A 25,385-nucleotide genomic window follows, 5' to 3' on the forward strand; every position below is an offset into this window, starting at 1 on the left:
GACGTGTTCGGTAACTATCTGATCGGACTGCGCGAGGGCCTGGAGGCCAGCCTCGTCGTCTGCATCCTCATCGCGTACCTGGTGAAGACCGGGCGCAGGGACGCGCTGAGGCCGATCTGGATCGGCATCGGCGTGGCCGTCGGCGTGGCCCTGGCCTTCGGCGCGGGCCTCGAATTCGGCTCGCAGGAGCTGACGTTCGAGGCGCAGGAGCTGCTCGGCGGCTCGCTGTCGATCGTCGCCGTCGTGCTGGTGACCTGGATGGTCTTCTGGATGCGGCGCACGGCCCGGCACCTGAGGACGGAGCTGCACGGCCGGCTGGACGCGGCCCTCCAGATGGGGACGGGCGCGCTGGTCGCGACCGCCTTCCTGGCGGTGGGGCGCGAGGGCCTGGAGACGGCGCTCTTCGTGTGGGCGTCGGTACGTGCCTCCTCGGACGGCTCGTACGCGCCGCTGGCCGGGGTCGTCCTCGGCCTCCTCACGGCGGTCCTGCTGGGCTGGCTGTTCTACCGGGGCGCGTTGAAGATCAACCTGGCGAAGTTCTTCACCTGGACCGGCGGGATGCTGGTCGTGGTGGCGGCGGGCGTCCTCGCGTACGGCGTGCACGACCTCCAGGAGGCGCGCTTCCTCGGCGGCCTCGCGGACAAGGCCTTCGACGTCTCGGCGACGATCCCGCCGGACAGCTGGTACGGCACGCTCCTCAAGGGCGTCTTCAACTTCCAGCCGGACCCGACGGTCCTTCAGGTCACGGTGTGGGCGCTGTATCTGATCCCGACGCTCGCGCTGTTCCTGGCCCCGATAGGGTCGGGTCCGTCCGTGCGGGTGGAGAAGCAGAAGGCGACCGATGAGAAGGTTGACGCTGAGGCGAGCGCCGAGACGGCCGGTTGAGCGGAGTGCGGCGCGACCGGTCGAGCGGCTTTCACCGCGACCGGCGCGACCGGTGAGGGCGCTGGCCGCCACCGCGGCGGTCACCGTCCTCGCGCTGGCCGCGAGCGGCTGCGTGACGGTCCACGGTGAGACGGCGCTGCTTCCGGCGGTGACGAAGAGCGAGGCCGCGCAGGCACTCGCCGACTTCACCGCCGCCTACAACCGGGCCGACAAGGCCCACGATCCCGCCCTGGACGCGGGCCGGGTCACCGGTCCGCTCGGGGCGATCAACCAGGCGGGCCTGCGCTCGCGGGCGATCACGAGCCCCGGCGGAAACCCGAACCACACGCCCCTGGAACTGACCGACGCGCGGTTCGTCGTGCCCCGCAAGGCGGGCTGGCCGCGCTGGTTCGTCGCGGACACCGACTCGAACCGGGACGTCGACCAGGGCAGCTCCGACCAGCGCTGGGTCCTCGCCTTCGTACGCAACGGGCCCGAGCAGCCGTGGGAGGTCGCCCACCTGGTGGTCCTCAGCCCGCAGGCGGTGCCCGAGTTCGCCGAGGAGGAGGGGTACGCGGTGCCGGTCGCCGCGGACACCGACGCCCTCGCCGTCGCGCCCGAGGACCTCGGGGCGGGGTACGTGGCCTACCTCCAGGACGGGCAGCCGGGGCCGTACGCGGCGGGGCCGCACACCTCGCTGTGGCGCGAGGGGCGGCAGAAGACCGCGAAGCGGCCGGGGCTCGCCACGCAGTACATCGACCGCACCGCGGACCAGGGGGACTTCGCCCCGCTGGGGCTGCGGACGAAGGACGGCGGCGCGTTCGTCTTCTTCGCGACCCGGTACTTCGAGCGGCAGACGGCGGCCAAGGGCTACCGGCCGAAGGTCACCCCGGACATCAAGGCGCTGCTCAACGGCGAGGTGAAGAACACCGTCACCAAGGAGTGGGTGTCGAACCAGGTGGCCCTGGTGAAGCCGGCGGGCACGGACCGGGACGGCGTCACGATCGCGGGCCGGCTCCAGGGCGTGGTGGGCGCGGAGGGCTCGTAGCGGGACGCCGCGGCGGACCGACCGGGGGCTCGTGGCACGACCCCGCGGTGGACCGACGGCTCGCTGCGGACCGGCGGCTCGTGGCGGATCCACGGGCCGGCGGATCGACGGGGCAGCGGGCCGGCGGATCGCCAGGCCAGCGGGTCAGCGGATCAGCGGGTCAGCGGATCAGCGGGTCAGCGGCCAGGCGATCTCGTGGGCGGTGTGTTCCCCGTCCCCCTCGGCCTCCCGCGCGGCCGCGTGGCGCGCACAGGCCTCGGTGAGGGTCTCCAGGAGGTTCAGCGGGTCCGGCAGCGGGTGCTCGGGTCCGCGGACCCAGGCGACCACCGGGTGGGCCTCCTCGTCCCCGGGCAGCCGGGCCGGCGGGACGAGGACGTAGCTGCCGCGGCAGTGCCAGCGCAGCCCCGGGTGCTCGTCCATCGTCTCCGGGTGGCAGTCGAGCTCACAGGGCCACCACTCGTCCTCGTCCTCGGGGGTGCCGCGGGTGGCGGTGAAGAAGAGCATGCGCCCGCCGACCGGGTCGACGTCGGCGGACTCGGCGACCGGTCCGACCTCGACGCCCTCGGCCAGCAGACGCTCCAGGGCGGCGCGGCCGGCGGCCAGCGGCACGTCGAGGACGTCGTGGACCATGCCGGTGGCGGTGATGAAGTTCGCCCCGGGCTCGTTCCGCGCCCAGCGCTCGATCTGGCCCCGGTCGGTGGTCGACTGGGTCTGCCACGCGAAGGAGACGGGGTGCCGGGCGGGGGTGGGACAGCCGATCCGCTCACAGGAACAGCTGTAGCCGACGGGATACGCGGCGGGGGCCAGGGGCAGCCCGGCGGCGGCAATGGCCAGGAGCAGCTTCTCGCGGTCGTTCTCGTCGTCGGCCGCGGTGCGTTTCGGGCGCCTGCGCAGCCACTGTGCGAGTTTGCTCTCCGTGCCGCGGTAGCGGCCGATGCCGTCGCCCATCTATCCCCTCACAGCTCATGCTCGCCCGTTCGGCTCTGCCCATGGTCCCACCATCCTGCGCCTCGGGTGACCGGAGTGCGGAACCGGGGTGCCGAACAGGGGTGCGTACGGTGCGGGGGCGGGCGGGGACGCGAACCACCCGAACGGTCCACAGCGCGCGGGGCGCCCAGGGCGGACCATGGGTCCACCGATCTTCGGTTCTTCCGTCCGCCCGTTCGTGAGGAGCCCTCATTGCGCCCCACTCCGCGCACGTCCTCGCCCCGCCGTTACCTGATGTGCCCACCCACGCACTTCACGGTGACGTACTCGATCAACCCCTGGATGGACCCCACGAAACCGGTCGACCTGCCGCTGGCCCTCGCCCAGTGGGAGGACCTGCGCGACCGCTACCGCTCGCTGGGCCACACCGTGGAGCTCCTGACGCCCGACCCGGCGCTGCCGGACATGGTCTTCGCGGCGAACGGCGCCACCGTCGTCGACGGCCGGGTCCTCGGCGCGAAGTTCGCCTACCCGGAGCGGGCGGACGAGGCCGCCGCCCACCTGTCCTGGTTCCGCAGGAACGGTTGGCCGGGTGACGCGGTGCGGCTCCCGGAGCACGTGAACGAGGGCGAGGGCGACTTCGCCGTCACGGCCTCGTGGATCCTCGCGGGGCGCGGTTTCCGCGCCAGCCCGCTCTCCCACGGGGAGGCGCAGGAGTTCTTCGGCCGGCCCGTGATCGGTCTGGATCTCGTGGATCCGCGCTACTACCACCTGGACACGGCACTGTGCGTCCTGGACGAGGCCGGGGACGAGGTCATGTACTACCCGCCCGCCTTCTCCCCGGGCAGCAGGGAGGTGCTCGCCCGGCTCTTCCCGGACGCGCTGATCGCGACGGACGCGGACGCGGCGGCGCTCGGGCTGAACGCGGTGAGCGACGGTCTGCACGTGCTGCTGCCGCAGGCGGCGGTGGGACTGTTCGAGCCGCTGCGGCAGCGCGGCTTCGAGCCGGTCGGGATGGACCTGGGCGAGCTCCTCAAGGGCGGCGGCAGCGTGAAGTGCTGCACCCAGGAGCTCCGGCTGCCCTGAGTCCCGTCCGGCGGATCATGGCCGGACACGGCCTAGGCGTCGGTCTCCGGCGGCCAGGAGTCGCCCCACTCGGTGTCGCGGGCCTGCTTGTACAGGGGCCCGTGGCGCTTCGTGACCGTCTCGCGGGCGAGGCCGTCGGGGCCGCACAGGTCGAGCTGGACCAGGCCCTTGCGGATCTGCGGCCTGCGGGTGACGCGGGAGACCGTCGGGGTCACGGGGAACCTGGTGGCGGCGACGTAGCTGTACTTCTCGTCCTCGTACGGCAGGGAGCCGCCCTTCACCTGGCGGTGCAGCGAGGAGCGGCTCACGCGGGCCGAGAAGTGGCACCAGTCGGTGCCCGGCACGATCGGGCAGGCCCCGCTGTGCGGGCAGGGCGCGGCGACGGTGAATCCGGCGTCGACGAGCAGGGTGCGGGCGGCGATGATCCGCTCGTAGCCGTCGGGGGTGCCGGGCTCGACGATCACGACCGCCCGCGCGGCGCGCGCCGCCTCGGTGACGAGCGCCGTGCGGTCGGCTCCGGTGAGCTCCTTGAGGACGTACGAGACGGTGACGAGGTCCGTGTCCGCGAGCTTCAGGGCGGTGCCGATGCGTTCCCGCCGCCACTCGGCGTCCAGGGCGCCGTCGGCCAGCTCGCGGCCGAGCGCGAGGGCGGGCTCGGCCCAGTCGAGGACGGTGGTCCGGGGCGGCGCCTCCTCCCAGGCCTCGGCGACGGCCCAGCTCGCCGCTCCGGTGCCGCCGCCGACGTCGGTGTGCGTGCCCGGCACCCACTCGGGCGCGGCGTCGCGCAGGGCGTCGAGGACGCCCCGTACCGCCTCGAAGGTCGCCGGCATCCGGTACGCGGCGTAGGCGGCGACGTCGGAGCGGTCGCGCAGCACGGGGGCGTCCGTCGGGGTGGTGCCCCGGTAGCTGGCGATCAGCCGCTCGACGGCTTTGGCCGCCTGGGTGGGCGGCAGCCCGTCGAGGAGCCCGGCGAGGGCGGCGCGCAGGGACTCGGCGGAGGGAGGGGTGACGGCGTTCACCGCGACAGTCTAGGCGGCCGGGTCCCGGTCCTCCGCCGCCCTGAGGTGCTGGTCACGAGCGTCGGGGCGGGGGCGGGAGTTGGTCACCGCACCGTTGATGATGTTGAGTGTCCATGCCAAATCGTGAGATCGCAGGAGGAGTTCGGGTGAGGTCTGTCGTACGGGGGACTGCCGTGGCGGCGGCGCTGGTGCTGGCACTGACGGGATGCGAGGAGGGCGGGAGCCCGGCGGCAGGGGGCGACAAGGCTCCGGGGGTTCCCGGGGAGGCGCAGCCGGGGGCGGACGGCGGGGCGGACGCGCCGAAGGTCGTCTGGCTGGACCCGACCGGTCTGATGAACGCGCTGCCGATCGAGTCCGCCGTGGGCGGGTGGTTCGTCGGTGGCGATCCCTTCATGGTCCAGGGGCCCGAGGCCGTCAAGCACTGCGCCGAGGAGACGGGCGTGGCGTGTGACGGGCTCGTCGCCGTCGGCGGGAAGGACATGGAGACCGCGGGTAGCTCGGACGGCACGCGCGTGGAGTTCCGGCTCTACTCGTTCGGGACGGAGGAGCAGGCGCGCGCCGCCATGAAGGGTCTGGCCGCCGAGCAGCGGAAGAAGTCCGCCGAGTACGGAGAGCCCTCGAAGCCGGTGACCCTGGCCACCGTGGCCGACGAGACCGACGCGTTCGCGGACGACTCGACCGCCGATGTGGTCATGCGGATCGGCACCGTCGTCGCGCACGTCGACGCCAACGAGACGGAGCCCGCCGGCCTGGAGCACGTCTCGAACGTCCAGGTCGAGCGGGTCAGGACCGTCGCCGCGGGCAAGAACCCGGGGTACTGACCCGCCCGGCGCCACCGTTCGCCGGGCGCCATCCCGTCAGAGGCCCGTGGCCGTCCTGTCAGAGGCCCGTGGCCGTCCTGCCCGACTGCCACGGGCGGCACAGGCCCAGGAAGCAGGCCAGGGACAGGGCGGCGCAGGTGAGCTGGACGACCGCCATCGGGACGGCCGTGTGCTCGCCCGCGATACCGACGAGCGGGGAGGCGACGGCGCCGACGAGGAACGACGAGGTGCCGAGGAGCGCGGAGGCGGATCCTGCCGCGTGCGGGGTGCGCATCAGGGCCTGTGCGTTCGTGTTCGGCATCGCCAGGCCCATCGCGGACATCAGGACGAACAGTCCGGCGGCGATCGGGACGAGCCCGACCTCGCCGAAGACGCCGCTGGTCATGAGGAGCAGCGCGAGCGCGGCGAGCAGGATGATCCCGAGGCCCCAGCCGAGCGCCTTGTCGAGGCTGACGCGACCGACGAGGAGCTTGCCGTTGATCTGGCCGACGACGACGAGGCCGATCGAGTTGAGGCCGAAGAGCAGGCTGAAGGTCTGCGGCGAGGCGCCGTAGATCTCCTGGACGACGAACGGCGAGGCCGAGATGTAGGCGAAGAGGGCCGCGAAGGCGAGCCCGCCGGCGAGCATGTAGCCGGTGAAGACGCGGTCGGCGAGGAGTCCGCGCATGGTGCGCAGGGCGTCGCCGACGCCGCCTTCGTGGCGCCGCTCGGGCGGCAGCGTCTCGCCGAGGAAGCGCCAGACGACGAGGGTGAGCAGGATGCCGATGACGGTGAGGACGTAGAAGACGCCCCGCCAGTCGGTGATCCGCAGGATCTGGCCGCCGATGAGGGGCGCGATGATCGGGGCGACGCCGGAGATCAGCATCAGGGTGGAGAAGAAGCGGGCCATCTCGACGCCGTCGTAGAGGTCGCGGACGACGGCGCGGGCGATGACGATGCCGGCGGCGCCCGCGAGGCCCTGGAGCAGCCGGAAGCCGATGAGGAGTTCGGCGGTGGGCGCGAGGGCGCAGACGGCGGTGGCGAGGACGTACACGACCATGCCGATGAGCAGCGGGCGGCGGCGGCCCCACTTGTCGCTCATGGGGCCGACGACGAGCTGGCCGAGGGCCATGCCGGCGAGGCAGGCGGTGAGGGTGAGCTGGACGGTGGCGGCGGGCGCGTGGAGCGCGCCGGTGACCTCCGGCAGTGCCGGCAGGTACATGTCCATGGAGAGCGGGGGCAGGGCGGTGAGTCCGCCCAGGACGAGGGTGACGAGCAGCCCCACGCTCCGGGCGGCGGGGGTTCCGCCGGTGGCCGGGGCGACGGGGGCGCTCTCGGTTATGTGCCCTTGTGTTGTTTTCTGGCCGCTCTCCGGCATCGACTGCTCCATTTCGTTGAATCCTTGCCTATGCTCTCAGCTCGATCGGCATGGTCGAGACCTCTGTGGGACGGGTGGGACAGGTGGGGAACATGGGAGACACGGTTCGCTGGGGAATCCTGGCGACGGGCGGCATAGCGGAGCGGTTCACGACGGACCTGCAGACGCTCGACGGCGCCGAGGTCGTGGCGGTGGCATCCCGCACGGAGGCGTCCGCGAAGGCCTTCGCGGACCGGTTCGGAATCCCGCGGGCGTACGGGGAGTGGGCCGGGCTCTTCGCCGACGAGGACGTCGACGTGGTGTACGTGGCGACACCGCACCACGCGCACCGGGAGGCGGCCGGGCTGGCCCTGGAAGCGGGGAAGGCGGTGCTCTGCGAGAAGGCTCTCACGCTCAACGCCCGCGAGGCTGAGGAATTGGTCACCCTCTCCCGGGACCGCGGCCTCTTCCTGATGGAAGCCATGTGGATGTACTGCAACCCGCTGGTCCGGCGGCTCGCGGAGCTCGTACGGGACGGGGCCGTCGGCGAGGTCAGGACCGTCCAGGCGGACTTCGGGCTCCAGGGCCCCTTCGCGCCCGACCACCGGCTGCGGGACCCGGCGGTGGGCGGCGGGGCGCTGCTCGACCTGGGGGTGTACCCGGTGTCGTTCGCGCAGCTGCTGCTCGGCGAGCCGGACACGGTCCAGGCGCACGCGCTGCTCTCGCCGGAGGGCGTCGACCTGAACACGGCGATGCTGCTGGGCTGGGACACGGGCGCCTCGGCGCTGCTGTCCTGCTCGCTCGTCGCGGACACGCCGCTCACGGCGTCCGTGACGGGCACGCTCGGCCGGATCGACGTGCCGCGCGGCTTCTTCTTCCCGGAGCGGTTCACGCTGCACCGGGACGGCCGGGAGCCGGAGGAGTTCGTGTCGACGGACGACCCGCACTCCTTCCGGCACGAGGCCGCCGAGGTGATGCGCTGCCTGCGGGCGGGCGCGACGGAGTCGCCGCTCGTGCCGCTGGGCGGTTCGCTCGCGGTGATGCGGACGCTCGACGCCGTACGGCAGCGCGTCGGCGTCCGCTATCCCTCCGAGCGGGGCGCTACGCGGGCGTGAGGCCCGGGTTGCCCGCCTCGGTGACGTAGGAGGCGGCGGTGGTGACGGGGGCGCCCGGGGTCGTCACGTACGGGACCGTACGGAAGTCGGCGCGGGCGCCGTCCTCGTCGAGCGCCACCGTCACGTAGCCGCGCCGGCCGTTGTAGAACTTCAGGTGCGGGTTGGCCTGGGTGAGCTTGTCGTAGTTGGCCGGCCGGTCGGCGCCGTCCTTGCCGCTGCTGATCGAGGTGGCGACGATCTCGGTGCCCAGCGTCCGGGAGGCCGGGTCGCGGAAGTCGGCCTTGAGGTCGAGGCCGTAGCCGACGTGGACGTCGCCGGTGAGCACCATGAGGTTCTCGACCCCGGCGGCCTCCGCGCCCGCGAGGATCCGCTGCCGGGAGGCCGGGTAGCCGTCCCAGGAGTCCATGGAGAGCTTGAAGTCGGCGGTGGAGCGGTCGCGGCGCTCGCCGAACACGACCTGCTGCGGCAGGACGTTCCAGCGGGTGCGGGAGGAGCGCCAGCCGTCGATCAGCCACCGCTCCTGCGCGGCGCCGGTCATCGTGCGGGCCGGGTCCTCGGACTCGGGGCCCGGGACCTGCCAGCCGTCCCCGTACGCCTGGTCCGAGCGGTACTGGCGGGTGTCGAGGATGTCGAACTGGGCGAGGCGCCCGAACCGCAGCCGCCGGTAGAGCCGCATGTCCGGGCCTTCCGGCTGCTGGGGGCGGCGCAGCGGCTGGTGCTCCCAGTAGGCGCGGTAGGCGGCGGCGCGGCGGAGCAGGAACTCCTCCGGCGGGACGCCGTTCTCGGGGGTGCCGCCCGCGTAGTTGTTCTCGGTCTCGTGGTCGTCCCAGGTGACGACGAAGGGGTGGGCGGCGTGCGCGGCGCGCAGGTCGGGGTCCGACTTGTAGAGGCCGTAGCGCAGCCGGTAGTCCTCCAGGGTGATCGTCTCGCGGTTGAAGACGGCGGGGAGGGTGCGGTCGGTGTAGGCGCGGGCGCCGCCGGTGGCGTTGACGGCGTACTCGTACAGGTAGTCGCCGAGGTGGAAGACGACGTCGACGTCCTCCTGCGCGAGGTGGCGGTAGGGCGTGAAGTACCCGTCGTGGTACGCCTGGCAGGAGACGGCGGCGAGCTTCAGCCCGGAGTTGCGGGCGCCGGGCGACGGGGCGGTGCGGGTGCGGCCGACGGGGCTGGTCCAGTCGCCGACGCGGAAGCGGTAGAAGAAGACCCGGTCGGGGTCGAGGTGGTCGACCTCGACGTGGACGGTGTGGCTGAACTCCGGGTGCGCGGTGGCCCGGCCGCGCCGCACGGTCCGGGTGAAGCGCTCGTCGCGGGCGAGCTCCCAGTGGACGGAGACGCGGGACGCGGGCAGACCGCCGCCGGGCTCGAAGGGGCGGGGGGCGAGCCGGGTCCAGAGCAGGACGGAGCCGGGCAGCGGGTCGCCGGACGCCACCCCCAGGGTGAACGGGTCCTCGGTGACGCGCCGGCCGTCGAGCTCGGCGGCGGCCGCGACGCCGGCGGCGGGCAGCTGGGTCGCGAAGGCGAGCGCGGCGGCGGCGCCGGTGACGGTGAGGAACCGGCGGCGGCCGAAGTGGCGTGCTGCGGCGCGGAGTTCCTCGGAATGGCCCTGCGTGCGGCCCTGTACGTGGTCCATGTGCCCCTCCCCGGACGGATGGTGTGCTTCCGCCATTCGAGGAGGGCAGGACGACCTCACGTTGTCGGGTACAGAACATCCACGTGTCGGACGGATGAGTTCATGGGGCACGCGTCTCGCGTACGCTCCGCGCCCATGAGCATCGCAGTGGTGACGGGAGCGGGATCGGGCATCGGCCGGAGCGTGGCACTGGCCCTCGCGGAGGCCGGCTGGTCCGTGGCCCTCGCCGGGCGCAGGGCCGCGGCCCTGGAGGAGACGGCCGCGGCCCTCCCGGTCGGCGACTTCCTGACGGTCCCGACGGACGTGACCTCGGCCGGTGAGGTCCGGGCGCTCTTCGCGGCGGTACGGGACCGCTACGGCCGCGTCGACCTGCTCTTCAACAACGCCGGTACGTTCGCGGGCGGCGGCGTCCCCGTCGAGGACCTGGACCCGGAGACCTGGCGGGCGGTCGTCGACGTCAACCTGACGGGCGCGTTCCTCTGCGCCCAGGCGGCCTTCCGGACCATGAAGGAGCAGGACCCGCAGGGCGGCCGGATCATCAACAACGGCTCGATCTCCGCGCACGTGCCGCGCCCGCACTCGATCGCGTACACGGCGACGAAGCACGCCATGACGGGCCTCACCAAGTCGCTGTCGCTCGACGGCCGCCCGTACCGGATCGCCTGCGGCCAGCTCGACATCGGCAACGCGGCGACCGAGATGACGGCCCGCATGCAGACCGGCATCCTCCAGGCCGACGGGCAGCTCGCGGCGGAGCCGGTGATGGACGCGGCGGACGTGGCGGCGACGGTGGTGCACATGGCGGCGCTGCCGCTGGAGGCGAACGTCCAGTTCGCGACGGTGATGGCGACGGCGATGCCGTACATCGGCAGGGGCTAGCACCCCGGCCGATGTACGGGGGCGGTTACGCCTGGCCGGTCTCGAAGCGGGCGATCTTCCCGCCCTCGACGGTGAACCGCCAGCGCGTCTTCATCTCGCCCCAGGCGTCGTTGCGGTAGCGGGCCACGAGGTCGAGTCCGTCGTGCTTCTCGGACTCGATCTCCATGTGCCCGTTCGAGGCGAAGACCTCCTTCTCCGTCCACTCGTCGAGGTCACGCTCCGAGCCGTCGTCGGACATGGTCGCGCCGGACGTGAGGGCCTCGGTGAAGGCCTGCCGGTCGTTGGCGTTGAGCGCCGTGACGAAAGCACGCACGGCGGGGTCGGTGAGCTGGTTCGCGGGGATCGTCATGCCCTAGCCGTACACCGCGCCGCCCGTTCTCCCCGAGCACCACGGCCGTGCGTGCGGGCCGGGTGTCGCCCGTACGCACCCGCGTGTTCACTGGCCCGCGCCAGGCCGGGGCGGGCAGGATCGGGACAACTGCCGCACTCAGCACAGGAGGCTCGATGTCGGACAACGTCAAGGTCGTCAAGCTGTACGCGAAGGAAGCCCCGGTCGGGGTCCTGGACGGGCGGCTGGTGGGCCTGCTCGTGCAGCAGGAGCAGGCGGCGGAGTGGGCGGTCGGCCCGGCGGACGACGGGTTCCGGTTCACCGTGAAGGGCACGGAGGACACCGTCGTCGCGGAGGGCAGCGAGCGGGCCCCGGTCGCCGTCCGGCCCGACGACTCCCCCGCCTCCGTCTGGCGCCTCCAGCGCATCGACGAGCACGGCGCCACCACGGTCACCGGCCTCGAAGACCTCCGGGACGGGACCTACGCCATCGACCAGAACGGGCTCGCGCTCGGCCGCGACCTCTTCGAGGACCGCTCGCTCCTCCCCAAGCGCGTCTTCGTCCGGACGGACGACCGCGACCCCCAGTGGCGGATCGAGGTCCTCGCCTGAGACCGACTCGCCCACGCCTGGGGCCAGTTCACCCGCCGTGCCGCTCCTGGGCGGCCATGACCTCGTCGCCGTGCTCGAACGCCCAGGCCCCGAAGGCCTCGATCGGGTCGAGCAACGACCGACCCAGCTCGGTGAGTTCGTACTCGACCCGGGGCGGCGCCTCGGCGTAGGCCTTCCGTTCCACCAGCCCGTTGAACTCCAGCCGCCGCAGCGTCTCGGTGAGGACCTTGGGACTGATGCCGCCGATGCGCTCGCGCAGGTGGGCGGGGCGCCTGGGACCGTCCCGCAGGACCCAGATCAGCACGGCGTTCCAGGTGTTGGAGAGAAGGTCGAAGGCGAGGCGGGCACGGCAGTCGGCGAGATAGGCGTCGGTCGTCACGTACCGAATGGTGCCTGACGGGCTTCCTAGTGTCGTCCCGAAAGCGGTAGGGGCGGACACGGAGAGGACCGGATCGATGAAGATCGGCGTACTGGGAACCGGGAACATGGCGGACGCGCTGGCCACGCACTGGGTGCGCGCCGGGCACGAGGTGCTGGTCGGAGGCCGGGACGAGCGGAAGGCCCGGCAGCTCGCGGCGCGCATCGGGGGCGGCGCGGAGCACGGCAGCCCGCGGGCGGCGGCCGGCTTCGGCGAGGTGGTGCTGGCCGCGCTGCCGTACGCGGCGGGCGCGGACGTCGTCGGGGAGCTCCGGGAGCCGCTCGCCGGGAAGGTCCTGCTCGACTGCGCCAACCCGGTCGGGCCCGGCTTCCGCCTCCTGACGGACGGCGGGCCCTCGGCGGCGCTCCGACTGGCCTCGGCGGCACCGGGCGCCCACGTCGTCAAGGCGTTCAACCTCTGCCACGAGGACGTGTGGCGGATGACCCCGCCGGTCTTCGACGGCCGCCCCCTGGCCGTGCCGGTCTGCGGGGACGACGAGGCGGCGCTCGCGCGGGTCCACGAACTGGTGCGGGACGCGGGCTGCGAGCCGTTGGCCGCGGGCGGCCTCGACCGGGCCGGACTCCTTGAGGCGACCGCCGCGCTGTTCATCGGACTGTGGGTGGCGGAGCAGGCGGACGTCCAGGCGATCGCGCCGCCGCTGGCCTACGCGTCGGGTCCGCGAGCCGGGAGCGCGTGAGGCGTGCGGGCCCCGCCTCTCCGACGGAGAGGCGGGGCCGGCCGGCCGACCACGGTCCTAGAAGGCGTCGGTGGGGACGTACGTGCCCCAGACCTCGCGGAGGGCGTTGCAGACCTCGCCGACGGTGGCGCGGGCCTTGAGGGCGTCCTTCATCGGGTAGAGGACGTTGTCCGTGCCCTCGGCCGCCTTCTTCAGTTCGATGAGGGCGACGTCGACGGCCGTCTGGTCGCGTTCGGCCCTCAACTTCGCCAGGCGGGCCGCCTGTTCCTCTTCGATGACGGGGTCGACGCGGAGGGGTTCGTAGGGCTCTTCGACGTCGATCGTGTAGCGGTTGACGCCGACGACGACCCGCTCGCCGCTGTCGGTCTCCTGCGCGATCCGGTAGGCCGAGCGCTCGATCTCGTTCTTCTGGAAACCACGCTCGATCGCCGCGACCGCGCCGCCCATGTCCTCGACCTTGGCCATCAGCTCAAGGGCCGCGGCCTCGACGTCGTCGGTCATCTTCTCGACGACGTACGAGCCCGCGAACGGGTCGACCGTGGCCGTCACGTCCGTCTCGTACGCCAGGACCTGCTGCGTACGCAGAGCCAGACGGGCCGACTTGTCGGTCGGGAGCGCGATCGCCTCGTCGAAGGAGTTCGTGTGGAGCGACTGCGTGCCGCCGAGGACGGCCGCCAGGCCCTGGATCGCCACCCGGACCAGGTTCACTTCCGGCTGCTGGGCCGTGAGGGCCACACCCGCCGTCTGCGTGTGGAAGCGGAGCATCAGCGACTTGGGGTTCTTCGCGCCGAACTCCTCCTTCATCACCCGCGCCCAGATCCGGCGCGCCGCACGGAACTTCGCGACCTCCTCCAGGATCGTCGTCCGCGCCACGAAGAAGAACGACAGACGCGGGGCGAAGTCGTCGACGTCCATGCCGGCCGCGACCGCCGTACGCACGTACTCGATGCCGTCCGCGAGGGTGAACGCGATCTCCTGCGCGGGCGACGCCCCCGCCTCGGCCATGTGGTAGCCGGAGATCGAGATGGTGTTCCACTTCGGGATCTCGGCCCGGCAGTACTTGAAGATGTCCGCGATCAGACGCAGGGACGGCTTCGGCGGGAAGATGTACGTGCCCCGCGCGATGTACTCCTTCAGCACGTCGTTCTGGATCGTGCCCGTCAGCTTGTCCGCCGGAACACCCTGCTCCTCACCGACCAACTGGTACAGGAGCAGAAGGAGGGAACCGGGGGCGTTGATCGTCATCGACGTGGAGACCTTGTCCAGCGGGATGCCGTCGAACAGGACCCGCATGTCGTCGATCGAGTCGATCGCGACACCGACCTTGCCGACCTCGCCCGAGGAGATCGCCGCATCGCTGTCGTGGCCCATCTGCGTCGGCAGGTCGAACGCCACCGACAGGCCCATCGTGCCGTTCGCGATCAGCTGCTTGTAACGGGCGTTCGACTCGACCGCCGTACCGAAGCCCGCGTACTGCCGCATCGTCCAGGGACGGCCCGTGTACATCGACGGATACACACCACGCGTGAACGGGTACGCACCCGGCTCGCCCAGCTTCCCGGCGGGATCCCACCCCTCCAGAGCCCCCGGCCCGTAGACCGGCTCGATCGGTAACCCCGACTCCGACTCGCGCGTCATGTGTGGTGCCTCCCCTGTGCTCAGTTCGACTGGTGGACGTGCCCGTTCAGGCCCAGGTGATGAGCCGCTTCGGTTGCTCCAGGATCGCGGCGGTGTCCGCGAGGAACTTCGAGCCGAGCTCGCCGTCGACGAGTCGGTGGTCGAAGGAGAGTGCCAGGGTGGTGACCTGACGCGCCTTCACCTTGCCCTTGTGGAGCCAGGGTTGGAGCTTGATCGTACCGACGGCCAAGATCGCGGCCTCGCCGGGGTTGAGGATCGGCGTACCGGTGTCGACGCCGAAGACGCCGACGTTGGTGAGGGTGAAGGTGCCGCCCTGCATGGCCGCCGGGGTCGTCTTGCCCTCGCGGGCGGTGGCGACGAGCTCGCTCAGGGACTTCGAGAGCTCGGGCAGGGTCCGGTCGTGCGCGTCCTTGATGTTCGGCACGATCAGACCGCGCGGGGTGGCCGCGGCGATGCCCAGGTTCACGTACTGCTTGAGCACGATCTCCTGCGCCGCCTCGTCCCAGGCCGCGTTGATGTCCGGGTTCCGCTTCACCGCGACCAGCACGGCCTTGGCGATGAGGAGCAGCGGGTTCACCCGCAGGCCCGCCATGTCCTTGTCGGACTTCAGCTCCTCGACCAGCTTCATCGTCCGCGTGATGTCGAACGTCACGAACTCGGTGACGTGCGGCGCGGTGAACGCCGAGCCGACCATCGCCGCCGCCGTCGCCTTCCGCACACCCTTGATGGGGATACGGGTCTCCCGGGCGTCCGGCAGCGCTGCGGGGGTCGCGGCGGGGGTCGCGGCCGGCCGGTCCACGATCTCCCGGGTGCCGATGTCGACCACGGCGGCGGCGTGCACGTCGGCGCGCGTGATCGTGCCTCCGCCGCCGGAGGGGCGGACGACGGTCAGGTCGACCCCGAGGTCCTTGGCCAGCTTGCGCACGGGGGGCTTGGCCAGCGGGCGCGGGCCGGCGGCGGGGCCGCGGGCGCCGGGGGACGTGCCGTGGGCCGGCTTGCGGGGGCGGCGCTTCGCGGAGGACTCCACGACGCCGTAGCCGACCAGGACCGGCCGGCGTTCCGGCCGTACGGGCTCGTCCCCGACGGACTTGTCCCCGACGGGCTCGTACGCGGCGGTCTCCGCGACGGCCGGGGCCGTCGTGACGACCGGGGCCACCGGTTCCGGCGTGCCCGCCGCGCCCTCCGTGTCGACCGAGATGATCACGGCGCCGACGTCCACCGTCGTGCCCTCCGGGAAGCCGATCTCCCGTACGACCCCGTCGAAGGGGACGGGGAGTTCCACCGCCGCCTTCGCCGTCTCGATCTCGCACACGACCTGCCCGTCCACGACGGGGTCACCCGGCTTGACGTACCAGGTGAGGATGTCGGCCTCGGTCAGCCCCTCCCCCACGTCGGGCATCCTGAATTCGCGAATCGCCATGATCTCTATTCCCTAGTACGCCTAGTACGCCAGCGAGCGGTCGACGGCGTCGAGCACCCTGTCGAGGCCCGGCAGGTACTCCTCCTCCAGGCGCGCCGGCGGATACGGCGCGTGGTAGCCGCCGACCCGCAGGACAGGGGCTTCCAGATGGTGGAAGCTGCGCTCCGTGATCCGGGCGGCGATCTCCGCGCCCGAACCGTAGAAGACCGGAGCCTCGTGGACGACGACCAGACGGCCGGTCTTCTCGACCGAGGTCTGGATCGTGTCGAAGTCGATCGGGGACATCGAGCGGAGGTCGAGGACCTCGATCGACGTGCCCTCCTCCTCGGCCGCGGCGGCGGCCTGAAGGCAGACCTTCACCATCGGGCCGTAGGCGGCGAGGGTGAGGTCGGTGCCGGCGCGGGCGGCCCGCGCCTTGTGGAGTTCGCCGGGCAGCGCCTCCGTGTCGACCTCGCCCTTGTCCCAGTAGCGGCGCTTCGGCTCGAAGAAGATGACCGGGTCGTCGGACTCGATGGCCTGCCGCAGCATCCAGTACGCGTCGGCCGAGGTCGAGGGCGACACGATCCGCAGGCCCGCGACGTGCGCGAACAGCGCCTCGGGGGACTCGGAGTGGTGCTCGACGGCGCCGATGCCGCCGCCGTACGGGATGCGGATGACGACCGGCAGGCGCACCTTCCCCTGCGAGCGGGCGTGCATCTTCGCGAGCTGCGTGACGATCTGGTCGTACGCGGGGAAGACGAAGCCGTCGAACTGGATCTCCACGACCGGGCGGTAGCCGCTCAGGGCCAGACCGATCGCGGTGCCGACGATGCCGGACTCGGCGAGCGGCGAGTCCATGACGCGGCTCTCGCCGAAGTCCTTCTGCAGGCCGTCGGTGACCCGGAAGACACCGCCGAGCTTTCCGATGTCCTCGCCCATGAGCAGGACCTTGGGGTCGGCCTCCAGCGCCGCGCGCAGGGCCTCGTTGAGCGCCTTCGCCACGGGAAGGCTCTTCGTGACCATGACTAGTTGCTCCGTCCGGCGTCCGCGAAGGACGCCTGGTAGGCGGCGAACCGGGCACGTTCCTCGTCGACGAGCGTGTGCGCGTCCGCGTACACGTGGTCGAACATCGTCGTCGGGTCGGGGTCGGGCATGGTCCTGACGATCTCGCGGACGCGCCGCGCGAGCGCCTCCGCCTCCTCGTCGAGGGCGGCGAACCACGCCTCGTCGGCGTGGCCCTCGCGCTCCAGGAGCCGGCGGAGCCGCAGGATCGGGTCCTTGGCGCGCCACTCCTCGACCTCCGCCTCGTCGCGGTAGCGGGTCGGGTCGTCGGAGGTGGTGTGGGCGCCCATGCGATACGTGAACGCCTCGACGAACATCGGTCCGGAGCCGGTCCGTACGTGGTCGAGGGCGGCGCGGGTGACGGCCAGGCACGCGAGGACGTCGTTGCCGTCGACCCGGACGCCGGGGAAGCCGAAGCCCGGGGCGCGCCGGTAGAGCGGGGCCCGCATCTGGCGCTCGGTGGGCTCGGAGATGGCCCACTGGTTGTTCTGGCAGAAGAAGACGACCGGGGCGTCGTAGACCGCTCCGAAGGTGAAGGCCTCCGCCACGTCGCCCTGGCTGGAGGCGCCGTCGCCGAAGTAGGCGATGACGGCGGTGTCGGCGCCGTCCTTGGCCATGCCCATCGCGTAGCCGGTGGCGTGCAGGGCCTGGGAGCCGATGACGAGGGTGTAGAGGTGGAAGTTGCGTTCGGCGGGGTCCCAGCTGCCGTTGCTGGCGCCGCGGAACAGCGCGAGGAGGTGGGCCGGGTCGACGTCCCTGACCAGGGCCACGCCGTGCTCGCGGTAGCTGGGGAAGGCGTGGTCCCGGGGCCGCAGGGCGCGGGCGGAGCCGATCTGGGCGGCCTCCTGGCCGAGCAGCGAGGGCCACAGGGCCAGCTCGCCCTGGCGTTGCAGGGTGACGGCCTCGGCGTCGAGGCGGCGGGCCAGCACCATGTCACGGTGGAGGCCGCGCAGTTCCTCCGCGCTCGGGTCGACGGCGTACTCGGGGTGGTCGATCCGACGGCCCTCGGGAGTGAGCAGCTGGACGAGCTCGGTGGTCATTCGGGGTCTCCGGCTCTCGTTCGGTCGGTCTCAGTCGGTGCCACGGCATATGTGGGGCTCCGCCGCCGCTCCCTCGGGCTCGCCCGCGAGAAGGACGAACGGGGGCACTGCCGGGGCGGTGGGCGGCTGGGTGGCCGGGGCGAGGGGCGGCGCCGGGAGGGCCGTCGTACGGCCCAGGGCGTCGTCGTACACGAGGTTGAAGAGCTCGACGCAGGGCAGCGTCCGGGCCAGGTGGGCCTGGAGGCCGGGGGCTTCGAGGGTGAGGCGGACGTCCGAGACGGCGATGCCCCGGTCGGTGGCGCGCAGGTCCACCCGGAAGACGCCGAAGCAGAGTCCGAGGTGGAGGACGGCCGCGGCGGCCTCGGCGGCGGCGTCCTGGGGGGACCGGCCCCGCTCGGTGACCGGGGACCAGCCGTCCTCGGTGACCGGGGACCAGCCGTCCTCGGTGGGCGTGGCGAGGAGGAAGACGTGGGGCCGGCCGGAGACGAAGGCGCCGACGGCGGTGAGGGCGGTGCCCTCGGGTGCCCGGTCGGGGTCCTCGTCGACGAGGAATCCGCCGGCGGCGAGGGCGGCGAGCCGGGCTCCGGTGTCCTGCACGCGGCGGACGGCGTCCGGGTGGTTGCCGGGCAGGTGGAGGGCGGCCGCGAGGACGGCGGCGGCGAGCTGGACGTCCTCGCGCAGTCCGAGGACGAGGTCGAAGCGGTGGCCGGCGGCCTCCCGCTCGCGGGCCCAGGCCACGCAGGCGTCGGCGTGGACGCTGTCGAGGCCGGTCGCCTCGTCGGAGAGGATCCGGGCCTCGGGGCCGCGGGCGGCGAGCAGCTCCGCGCGGTCGAGGACCCAGGTGCGTACCCCGCTCGACCAGGTCTCCAGGAGGGTGGAGTTGGCGGCGGCCTCGCCGGGGTGCCGGTGGGGTGCCGCCGCTCCGAGGAGGAGGGCGACGGGGCCGCCCTGGGTGACGGGGCCGCCCTGGGCGGTGGCGGGGGCGGCGGTGACGGTGGCGTCCGGGGCGGCGTGCCGTGCGGCGGACCGGTGGCGTTGCTGGAGCATCTGTCTGCCTCTCTGCGCGGAGAGAGCGGGCTGGGGATCTCCTGTCCGGGTTCCCTCGCGGGTGGGAGAGGAGGACGGGGCCGCCGGGCGGGTGGGGGGCCGCCCGGCGGCGCTGGTCAGGACTTCGGCTGGTCGGCTTCGGCGGCCGGGCGGCCGGCGAACCCGAGGAGGCCGATGGCCAGGTTGGCGGCGATCCAGACGAAGAGGACCAGGAAGCCGCGCTGGAGCGCCTCGGTGAACGCCTCGGCGGTGCCGACTCCCTGGGCGGTGAGTTCGGCGAGGCGGGAGCCGACGACGGTCGCCGTGACGGCGAGGGCGAGGGCGCCGCCGACCTCGGTGGAGGCGTTGAGGATGGCGGAGGTGGTGCCCGCGTCCTGCTCCGAGGCGTCCTGCGTGCCGACGACCGGGGCCGTCATCATGCAGAGCACCAGGCCGACGCCGAGCAGTGCGGTGACGGGCAGCAGCAGCGACCAGTAGCCGCTGGTGGTCTCGGCGCCGAGCATCAGGACCAGCATGACGGCGAGCAGGACGGTGCCGATGACGTACGGGACGCGGGGCCCGAACTTGGCGATGAGCACCGGGACGGCGCCGGAGACGCCGAGCATCGCGAGACAGGTCGGGATGTAGGCGAGGCCGACCTCCATCGGGGTGTAGCCGAGGCCGAGCTGCATGTACTGCGGCAGCATGAAGAACGCCGGCAGCATGAGACCGGCAGTGATCAGCTGGGCGACGGTGCCGGTCGCGACGGAGCGGCGGCGCAGCAGGTGCAGGGGCAGCAGCGGCGCCTTGGCGGTGGCCTCCACCCGGACGAACACGGCGAGCAGGACGACGGCGGCGGCGAGCGAGCCGAGGGCGGTCGCGTCGGTCCAGCCGTCGGTGCCGGCGGTGACGATGCCGAAGACCAGCGCGAGGAGGCCGAGGGTGCCGGTGAGGGCGCCCAGGACGTCGGCCGGCGGGCGGGCGCCGGTGCGGACGATCTTCGGGACGTACACGAACGCGGCGGCGATCAGCAGCACCCCGATGGGGACGTTGATGAGGAACGCCCAGCGCCAGTCGACGTCGGTGACGGCGCCGCCGAGGAGGGTGCCGAGGCTGGCGCCGACGCCCATGACGGTGCCCCAGATGCCGAGGGCCTTGGCGCGCTCGGCGGGCTCCGGGTAGGTCGTGACGAGGATGGAGAGGGCGGCCGGGGAGAGGACCGCGGCGCCGATGCCCTGAAGGCCGCGGCCGGTCAGCAGCATGCCGCCGGTGTCGGCGGTGGCCGCGGCGAGCGAGCCGAGGGTGAACAGGGCGATGCCGCTGACCAGGACGGTGCGGCGGGCGAAGACGTCGGTGAGACGGCCGCCCAGCAGCATGAGGCCGCCGAAGAGCAGCACGTAGATGTTCATCACCCACTGCAGGCCCGTCGTGCCGAGCCCGAGGTCGCCGCGGAGCTGGGGCAGCATCACGTTGGCGATGGTCGCGTCCAGGACGCAGACGAGCTGGGCGACGGCGACCACGGCGAGGATCAGTCCGCGCTTGCCGGGGGCGGGGGCCTCCGGGCCGGCGGCGGACGGACCGGCCGGGCCGGCCTTCGCCTCGGGGGACGCGGGCCGGGCGGCCCTGGTGGTGTCCCGGGTGGTGTCCCGAGCGGTGTCCCGGGCGTCGATGCTCATGGGGTTCTCTCCTGCCTCTGCGGGATTCCTCGGCGGTTCACGCCGCGCTGATGCGCTCGTAGATGGCGGCGAGGCTGCGGTCGGCCAGCAGCTTGCCGACGGGGACGCGGGAGCCGGTCTCGCGCTCGACGGCGGCGACGAGCCGCAGCATGTGCATCGAGTCCCAGCTCACGACGTGGTCGAAGTCCGCGGAGAGGTCGTCGACGCCCAGGGGCAGGTCGAGCTCGTCGCGTACCAGGTGGATGAAGTCCTCTTTGGTCATGACGCGGTGCCTTCCAGGGTGGAGTCGAGCAGGATGTGGGAGGGGACGACCGGGAGGTTCTCCAGGTCGTGGCGGAAGTGGAGCTCGTCGTCCGCCGTGGAGGTGGGGGTGAAGCCCATGGAGGGCCAGAACTCCCGGACGTTCTTGTTCTTGGCGGTCGGCCGGTAGCTCGCGAGGACCGCGCGGGCGCCGGTGGCGGCGGCGTGGGCGAGGAGGCTCGCGACGGCGGTCTGCTCGATGCCGCGGGCGAAGACCCGGCAGGAGAGCAGCATGTTGTCGATGTGGAGTTCCTCGCCCGTACGGCGGGCGAAGACGGCGCCGACGACGCCGTTGTCGCCGAAGCGGTCGCCGGAGCGGATCGCGAGGACGAGGTGGTCGGGGTCGTCGACCCGGGCGGTCACGTCCGCCGGCTGGAGCCGTACCGTCGTCAGGTTGAACTGGTTGGTGCGCAGGGAGAGTTGCGCGACCCGGTCGATGTCCCCCGGGCCAGCCTCGGCGAGCTTGACGCGGACGCCGAGCCCTTCGAGGTACTCCTCCATGGAGCCGGCGTTCTCGAGGAGTTCGGCGCGCTCGGACTCGGTGCGGTAGAGCGCGGCCCGCGCGCGGTCCTCGTCGGTGAGGCGGGCGGTGTCGAACCAGCCGTCGGCGAGGAGCTTCTCGATGTGCAGGGCGGGCTCTTCGTCGAGGCGGACGACGGCGACCTGCGGGAGGCTGTCGGCGACCAGGCCGCACTCGAAGGGCGAGTCGTCGGCGAAGACGAAGCTGTCGACGCCGAGGTTGAGCTTCTCGGCGATGTCGAGCAGATTCGCGTCCTTGGGCTGCCAGTTGGCGTTGACGCGGGCGAAGTCGGCCTCGCGGAGCACCATGTCGGGGTGGTCCTTGAGGACCTGGACGACGGGCTCGTGGTCGTTCTTGCTGCTGACCGCGAGCAGGATGCCCTGGGTGCCGATCTGCTTGACGACCCGCTGGAAGTTGCCGAAGGCCTCGCCGCGGAAGGTGGTGGCGGCGGCGATGCCGTCGGGGCCGTCGTCGCCGAGGATCCCGTCCCAGAGGGTGTTGTCGGCGTCGACGACGAGGACCTTCTTGGTGCGGCCGCGCAGCATGCGGGAGAGGTGGGCGACCTCCCGGGCGTAGCGGGCGAGCAGGTCGTCGCCGAGGTTGGCCTTGGCGTAGGCGGCCATGCGGGGCTCGTCGAGCGGGACGCCGGAGGCGACGACGGGGTCGAGGTCGACGACGTGGATGCGCGGGTTGCCGAGGGCGAGGCGCAGGAGGCCGCTGTTGAAGTCGCGCCAGGCGATGCCGGCGCGGGCCCGGGACTCGTGGTCGATGAGCTGGTGGGTGACGCTGCGGGGCAGCGGCACGGTGTTGAGGACCAGCGCGGCCGTGGCGTTCCCGGTGAAGGCGGTGGCGAGGCTCTCGATCTGGGCGAGCTTGCGCTCGGCGGTCCGTACGAGGTCGTCGGCCTGCCAGGGCGTGCCCATCTCGTCGAGGAGGGTCTGCGGGTCGATGATCCACAGGGCCAGGTCGACGTCGGGGGCGTGCAGGGCGCTCGTGGGGTCGCGCAGGTCGCGCAGGTAGGCGTCGAAGTCGCCGAGGCGGTCCTCGACGAGGACGCCGTGGCGGGCGAACTCGGCGGTCAGCGGGGCTCGTACGCCGCCGATCGTGGAGTGTCCGGTGAGGGTGACGACCGCGGTCTCGGTGTCCGGGCGGGCCGCGAGGACGGCCTGCCGGTCGAGCTGGACGAGGAGGTTGCCGGCCCGCCGGAAGTCGGCGTCCGCTCCGCCGGACACCATGGCGGCGAGGAGCGGGGCGACGGACGGGTAGTTCTCGGCCAGAGTGCCGTCGGCGCGCAGCGCGCGCAGTGATTCCAGCGGGGACTTCCGGGTTTCGCGATCCGCCGGGCTGGATACCGTGGTCAATGATCTCTCCTCACGCGCGCGCCTCCGTCGGCCGGGCCCTGTCCTCGTTGTGCGGACAGTTCGCCGGTACGGGCAGATCGTCCGTACGGGCATTCGGTACGGGCCGATCGTGGGCGGCGGCGCTTGAGCCGGACTCGCACTCCCGTCCAGCGGCCCCGTACGGACCATGGATTTCTCATGGATCGGCACGTTCGGGGTTCATGGGAGGCCGGTGACCTGGGCACTGTCGTCACAACAGGCGGGCGGGCCAGACTCGGTAGCACCATGAGAGCTGGCGAGTGGAGGGGTGGAGCTGCATGGACATCAAGGTCCTGGGGTCCTTCGAGGCTTCGGAGAACGGGGTGGCGCTCCTGCCGACCGCGGGGAAGCCCCGGCAGATCCTCGCGCTGCTTGCCTTGCAGGCCGGCCAGATAGTGCCGGTGCCCACGCTCATGGAGGAGCTGTGGGACATGGAGCCGCCGCGGAGTGCGCAGACGACGCTGCAGACGTACATCCTCCAGCTGCGCAAGCGCATCGAGGCGGCGCTGCCGCCGGAGGGTCCGCGCCGGGCGAAGGACGTGCTGGCGACCCGGTACGGCGGATATCTCCTCGACATCACGCCGGAGGAGGTCGACGTGCACGCCTTCGAGCGGCTCGCGGCCGCCGGGCGGCGGGCGCTGGACCTCGGCGACCGGGAGACGGGCTCGCGGCTGTTGCGGCAGTCGCTCGCGGTGTGGCGCGGCCGGGCGCTGGTGGACGTGCACCACGGGCTGCGGCTCGGCGTGGAGGTGACGCGTCTGGAGGAGAGTCACCTGTGCGTCGTGGAGTCGCGGGTCGAGGCCGATCTGGCGCTCGGCCGGCACCACGCGCTGCTGTCGGAGCTGGCGGTGCTGACCGCCCGCCACCCGATGCACGAGAACCTGTGCGCCCAGTACATGACGGCGCTCTACCGGTCCGGTCAGCAGTGGCGGGCCCTGGAGGCGTTCACCGGGCTCCGCGGCTTCCTCGTGGAGGAGCTGGGCGTGGAGCCGTCGCCGCGGCTCCAGGAGCTCCAGCGCGCCATCCTCAGCTCCGACCCCCGGCTGACCCGTTTCACGCTCCGTACCGATCTGACGGTCTGATCTGCCCATCCGCGCGGAACCCCCGCACCGCGGAAGCCCGCACCCGCACGTTCTAGGAGTCGTTCATGCTCTCGTCCCTCAAGGCCTTCAACCTCCTTGTGATGTTCCTGCTGGAACTCTCGGTGTACGCGGCGGTCGCCCTGTGGGGGTTCACCACGACCGACAAGTGGCCGCTGAAGCTGCTGCTCGGTGTGGGTGTGCCGGTCGGTCTGATCGCCGTGTGGGCGCTGTTCGGGGCGCCGCGTGCCACGTACGCGGTGCACGGCGGCGGCCGGGTGCTGCTCGAGGTGCTGTGGTTCGGAAGCGGCGCCGCCGCCCTGGCCGCCTCGGGGAGGCAGGGCTGGGCGGCGGCATTCGCGGGGATCTTCCTGGTCAACGCGGCGCTGCGGCTCCTCTGGAGCCAGTGAGCGCGCCGCGCCGGCGGGGGTGGACCGTCACCACTGGGGGGACTCGGTGAACTCCAGGACGGCGACGGTCCACATGAAGCCGACGCCGACGCCCATGGTGATCAGCAGGTCGCCCGGCTGCGGGTTCCTGGCCTCCACGACGTGGTTCATGCCGATGAGCTGGTCGCCGGCGCCCATGTGGCCGAAGTCCTGGCCCCAGTCGTACGTGGTGGTGGCGCGGTCCACGCCGAGCAGCGAGTAGAACGAGAACTGAGCGATCGTCTCCGCGATGTTGGCGTGGACGAAGAAGCGGGCGTCGGACAGCTTGGCGTCCGCGTCGTCGAGCGCCTCCTGGAGCACCTGGGAGGCGTTCTTCGTCATCTGCTGGATGACGTGGTCGTAGGCGCCTTCCTCCTTGAGGAGGTAGTCGGACTTGCGGGTGCGCAGGTCGACCGGCTTGCCGTCGAGGAACGGGCCGTCGGTCCAGCCCGTCGTGCCGCGGTAGATGGGCTCCAGGGAGGAGTCCGTGTAGGTCGCGGTGGACTTGAGGCGGGCGAAGCCGCCCTGGTTGGAGAGGACGAGGGCGCCGGCGCCGTCGCCGTACGCCTGCTGGCTGTCGGAGCCCCAGCGGTCGAAGTACGGCAGCCGGAAGGCGTCGCCGGTGGTGACGAGGGCGGCGGCGGGCTTGCTGCGGCTCGCGAGGTGCGAGGCGGCGATCTCCAGGCCGGCGAGGCCGCCGTTGGAGCCCTGCCGGATCTCCAGGGAGAGGCCGGTGCCGCCGACCGTCTCGTTCTGTACGTAGTTGACCGGGGTCCAGAAGTCCTGGCCCTGGTGGCCGACGCAGCCGTGGAGGACGATGTCGTACTCCTCGTGGGGGCGGCCGGCGCGCTCGACGGCCTGGCGGCCGGCGTGGGCGGCCATGACCGGGCCGGGCTCGTCGGCGCGGGCCACGCGGACGGCGCGGATGCCGTTGGAGGTGGCCTCCTCGGCGTCGTAGCGGCCGGCGGCGACGGCCTCGGCGGCGGTCTCGACCTGCTCCGGAAGGTAGGCCCCGAGTCCGGCGACGTACAGGTTGTCCCAGCGCATGTGCGTTCTCCC

General features: G+C 72.5%; 24 protein-coding genes and 1 pseudogene. 10 read left to right on the forward strand and 15 right to left on the reverse strand.

Annotation, left to right across the window (positions count from 1 at the left end):
- The first annotated feature begins 3 nt into the window (after positions 1-3).
- Both efeU and ACFC0G_RS19120 read left to right on the forward strand, forming a co-directional pair.
- Complete coding sequence (gene efeU, locus ACFC0G_RS19115) at positions 4-885, forward strand: iron uptake transporter permease EfeU (RefSeq protein WP_376404637.1); 882 nt, start codon at positions 4-6, stop codon at positions 883-885.
- Positions 842-1,912: a hypothetical protein gene (locus ACFC0G_RS19120; RefSeq protein ID WP_376404639.1), complete on the forward strand. Its 1,071-nt coding sequence runs from the start codon at positions 842-844 to the stop codon at positions 1,910-1,912. The genes efeU and ACFC0G_RS19120 overlap by 44 nt, the downstream gene beginning before the upstream one ends.
- 168 nt (positions 1,913-2,080) lie before the next feature.
- Here the strand turns inward: ACFC0G_RS19120 and ACFC0G_RS19125 are convergent, their stop codons facing one another.
- On the reverse strand, positions 2,081-2,860 hold the full coding sequence (locus ACFC0G_RS19125) for a bifunctional DNA primase/polymerase (RefSeq protein ID WP_376404641.1): 780 nt from the start codon (positions 2,858-2,860) through the stop codon (positions 2,081-2,083).
- 231 nt (positions 2,861-3,091) lie between these two features.
- Between ACFC0G_RS19125 and ddaH the strand changes: the two genes are divergently transcribed.
- Positions 3,092-3,925 carry a dimethylargininase gene (gene ddaH / locus ACFC0G_RS19130; RefSeq protein WP_376404643.1) on the forward strand — a complete coding sequence of 278 codons (834 nt, stop codon included), beginning with the start codon at positions 3,092-3,094 and terminating at the stop codon, positions 3,923-3,925.
- Positions 3,926-3,957: 32 nt separating this feature from the next.
- Here ddaH and ACFC0G_RS19135 read toward each other — a convergent pair whose 3' ends face one another.
- Positions 3,958-4,944 carry a small ribosomal subunit Rsm22 family protein gene (locus ACFC0G_RS19135; protein ID WP_376404645.1) on the reverse strand — a complete coding sequence of 329 codons (987 nt, stop codon included), beginning with the start codon at positions 4,942-4,944 and terminating at the stop codon, positions 3,958-3,960.
- Between the two features lie 146 nt (positions 4,945-5,090).
- On the opposite strand from ACFC0G_RS19135, the gene ACFC0G_RS19140 reads away from it, so the two are divergent.
- The gene (locus ACFC0G_RS19140) at positions 5,091-5,765 is read left to right on the forward strand and encodes a hypothetical protein (RefSeq protein WP_376404647.1); all 675 of its coding nucleotides are present in this window, start codon (positions 5,091-5,093) and stop codon (positions 5,763-5,765) included.
- A 58-nt stretch (positions 5,766-5,823) separates the two neighbouring features.
- Here the strand turns inward: ACFC0G_RS19140 and ACFC0G_RS19145 are convergent, their stop codons facing one another.
- Entirely contained in the window at positions 5,824-7,122 is a 1,299-nt protein-coding gene (locus ACFC0G_RS19145; protein WP_376405215.1) for a Bcr/CflA family multidrug efflux MFS transporter, read from the reverse strand.
- Between the two features lie 92 nt (positions 7,123-7,214).
- Here ACFC0G_RS19145 and ACFC0G_RS19150 point away from each other — a divergent pair, with 92 nt between their 5' ends.
- Positions 7,215-8,216, forward strand: a complete 1,002-nt coding sequence (locus tag ACFC0G_RS19150; protein WP_376404650.1) for a Gfo/Idh/MocA family protein — start codon at positions 7,215-7,217, stop codon at positions 8,214-8,216.
- Here the strand turns inward: ACFC0G_RS19150 and ACFC0G_RS19155 are convergent.
- Positions 8,203-9,846 carry an alkaline phosphatase D family protein gene (locus ACFC0G_RS19155; protein WP_376404652.1) on the reverse strand — a complete coding sequence of 548 codons (1,644 nt, stop codon included), beginning with the start codon at positions 9,844-9,846 and terminating at the stop codon, positions 8,203-8,205. The two genes, ACFC0G_RS19150 and ACFC0G_RS19155, sit on opposite strands and share 14 nt — an antisense overlap.
- Positions 9,847-9,948: 102 nt before the next feature.
- On the opposite strand from ACFC0G_RS19155, the gene ACFC0G_RS19160 reads away from it, so the two are divergent.
- Positions 9,949-10,725 carry an SDR family oxidoreductase gene (locus ACFC0G_RS19160; RefSeq protein ID WP_376404654.1) on the forward strand — a complete coding sequence of 259 codons (777 nt, stop codon included), beginning with the start codon at positions 9,949-9,951 and terminating at the stop codon, positions 10,723-10,725.
- Positions 10,726-10,750: 25 nt separating this feature from the next.
- Here ACFC0G_RS19160 and ACFC0G_RS19165 read toward each other — a convergent pair whose 3' ends face one another.
- Positions 10,751-11,074 carry a nuclear transport factor 2 family protein gene (locus tag ACFC0G_RS19165; RefSeq protein ID WP_376404656.1) on the reverse strand — a complete coding sequence of 108 codons (324 nt, stop codon included), beginning with the start codon at positions 11,072-11,074 and terminating at the stop codon, positions 10,751-10,753.
- Between the two features lie 155 nt (positions 11,075-11,229).
- Between ACFC0G_RS19165 and ACFC0G_RS19170 the strand changes: the two genes are divergently transcribed.
- Positions 11,230-11,664: a hypothetical protein gene (locus tag ACFC0G_RS19170; RefSeq protein ID WP_376404658.1), complete on the forward strand. Its 435-nt coding sequence runs from the start codon at positions 11,230-11,232 to the stop codon at positions 11,662-11,664.
- 28 nt (positions 11,665-11,692) lie between these two features.
- Here ACFC0G_RS19170 and ACFC0G_RS19175 read toward each other — a convergent pair whose 3' ends face one another.
- Positions 11,693-12,043, reverse strand: coding sequence for a winged helix-turn-helix transcriptional regulator (locus ACFC0G_RS19175; protein ID WP_376404660.1), 351 nt, complete (start codon positions 12,041-12,043; stop codon positions 11,693-11,695).
- Between the two features lie 76 nt (positions 12,044-12,119).
- Here ACFC0G_RS19175 and ACFC0G_RS19180 point away from each other — a divergent pair, with 76 nt between their 5' ends.
- Positions 12,120-12,779, forward strand: coding sequence for an NADPH-dependent F420 reductase (locus ACFC0G_RS19180; protein ID WP_376404663.1), 660 nt, complete (start codon positions 12,120-12,122; stop codon positions 12,777-12,779).
- 57 nt (positions 12,780-12,836) lie between these two features.
- Here ACFC0G_RS19180 and ACFC0G_RS19185 read toward each other — a convergent pair whose 3' ends face one another.
- The 8 genes and pseudogenes from ACFC0G_RS19185 to ACFC0G_RS19220 all read right to left on the reverse strand — a co-directional run bounded on the left by ACFC0G_RS19185 (position 12,837) and on the right by ACFC0G_RS19220 (position 22,801).
- Entirely contained in the window at positions 12,837-14,417 is a 1,581-nt protein-coding gene (locus ACFC0G_RS19185) for a methylmalonyl-CoA mutase (RefSeq protein ID WP_376404665.1), read from the reverse strand.
- Between the two features lie 46 nt (positions 14,418-14,463).
- Complete coding sequence (locus ACFC0G_RS19190) at positions 14,464-15,837, reverse strand: dihydrolipoamide acetyltransferase family protein (protein WP_376404667.1); 1,374 nt, start codon at positions 15,835-15,837, stop codon at positions 14,464-14,466.
- A gap of 21 nt (positions 15,838-15,858) precedes the next feature.
- Positions 15,859-16,839 carry an alpha-ketoacid dehydrogenase subunit beta gene (locus ACFC0G_RS19195; RefSeq protein ID WP_376404669.1) on the reverse strand — a complete coding sequence of 327 codons (981 nt, stop codon included), beginning with the start codon at positions 16,837-16,839 and terminating at the stop codon, positions 15,859-15,861.
- Between the two features lie 2 nt (positions 16,840-16,841).
- Positions 16,842-17,909, reverse strand: a pseudogene (gene pdhA, locus ACFC0G_RS19200) (pyruvate dehydrogenase (acetyl-transferring) E1 component subunit alpha); the annotation flags it as partial.
- Positions 17,910-17,948: 39 nt separating this feature from the next.
- Entirely contained in the window at positions 17,949-18,965 is a 1,017-nt protein-coding gene (locus ACFC0G_RS19205; protein WP_376404671.1) for a hypothetical protein, read from the reverse strand.
- Between the two features lie 116 nt (positions 18,966-19,081).
- Positions 19,082-20,620, reverse strand: coding sequence for an MFS transporter (locus tag ACFC0G_RS19210; RefSeq protein ID WP_376404673.1), 1,539 nt, complete (start codon positions 20,618-20,620; stop codon positions 19,082-19,084).
- Between the two features lie 37 nt (positions 20,621-20,657).
- Positions 20,658-20,882: a phosphopantetheine-binding protein gene (locus ACFC0G_RS19215; RefSeq protein WP_024761885.1), complete on the reverse strand. Its 225-nt coding sequence runs from the start codon at positions 20,880-20,882 to the stop codon at positions 20,658-20,660.
- Positions 20,879-22,801 (reverse strand): HAD-IIIC family phosphatase, encoded by a 1,923-nt coding sequence (locus tag ACFC0G_RS19220; protein WP_376404675.1) that lies wholly within the window; start codon positions 22,799-22,801, stop codon positions 20,879-20,881. Before ACFC0G_RS19220 ends, ACFC0G_RS19215 begins: the two co-directional genes overlap by 4 nt.
- A gap of 296 nt (positions 22,802-23,097) precedes the next feature.
- On the opposite strand from ACFC0G_RS19220, the gene ACFC0G_RS19225 reads away from it, so the two are divergent.
- Both ACFC0G_RS19225 and ACFC0G_RS19230 read left to right on the forward strand, forming a co-directional pair.
- Positions 23,098-23,901, forward strand: a complete 804-nt coding sequence (locus ACFC0G_RS19225; protein WP_376404677.1) for a BTAD domain-containing putative transcriptional regulator — start codon at positions 23,098-23,100, stop codon at positions 23,899-23,901.
- 65 nt (positions 23,902-23,966) lie between these two features.
- Positions 23,967-24,308 carry a YrdB family protein gene (locus ACFC0G_RS19230; RefSeq protein ID WP_376404679.1) on the forward strand — a complete coding sequence of 114 codons (342 nt, stop codon included), beginning with the start codon at positions 23,967-23,969 and terminating at the stop codon, positions 24,306-24,308.
- 27 nt (positions 24,309-24,335) lie between these two features.
- Here ACFC0G_RS19230 and ACFC0G_RS19235 read toward each other — a convergent pair whose 3' ends face one another.
- A complete protein-coding gene (locus ACFC0G_RS19235) occupies positions 24,336-25,373 on the reverse strand; it encodes a ketoacyl-ACP synthase III family protein (RefSeq protein ID WP_376404681.1) in 1,038 nt (345 codons plus the stop codon).
- Positions 25,374-25,385: the final 12 nt, after the last annotated feature.

Origin of the sequence: Streptomyces sp. NPDC056169 (genome assembly GCF_042268445.1) — a bacterium.
GTDB lineage: Bacteria > Actinomycetota > Actinomycetes > Streptomycetales > Streptomycetaceae > Streptomyces.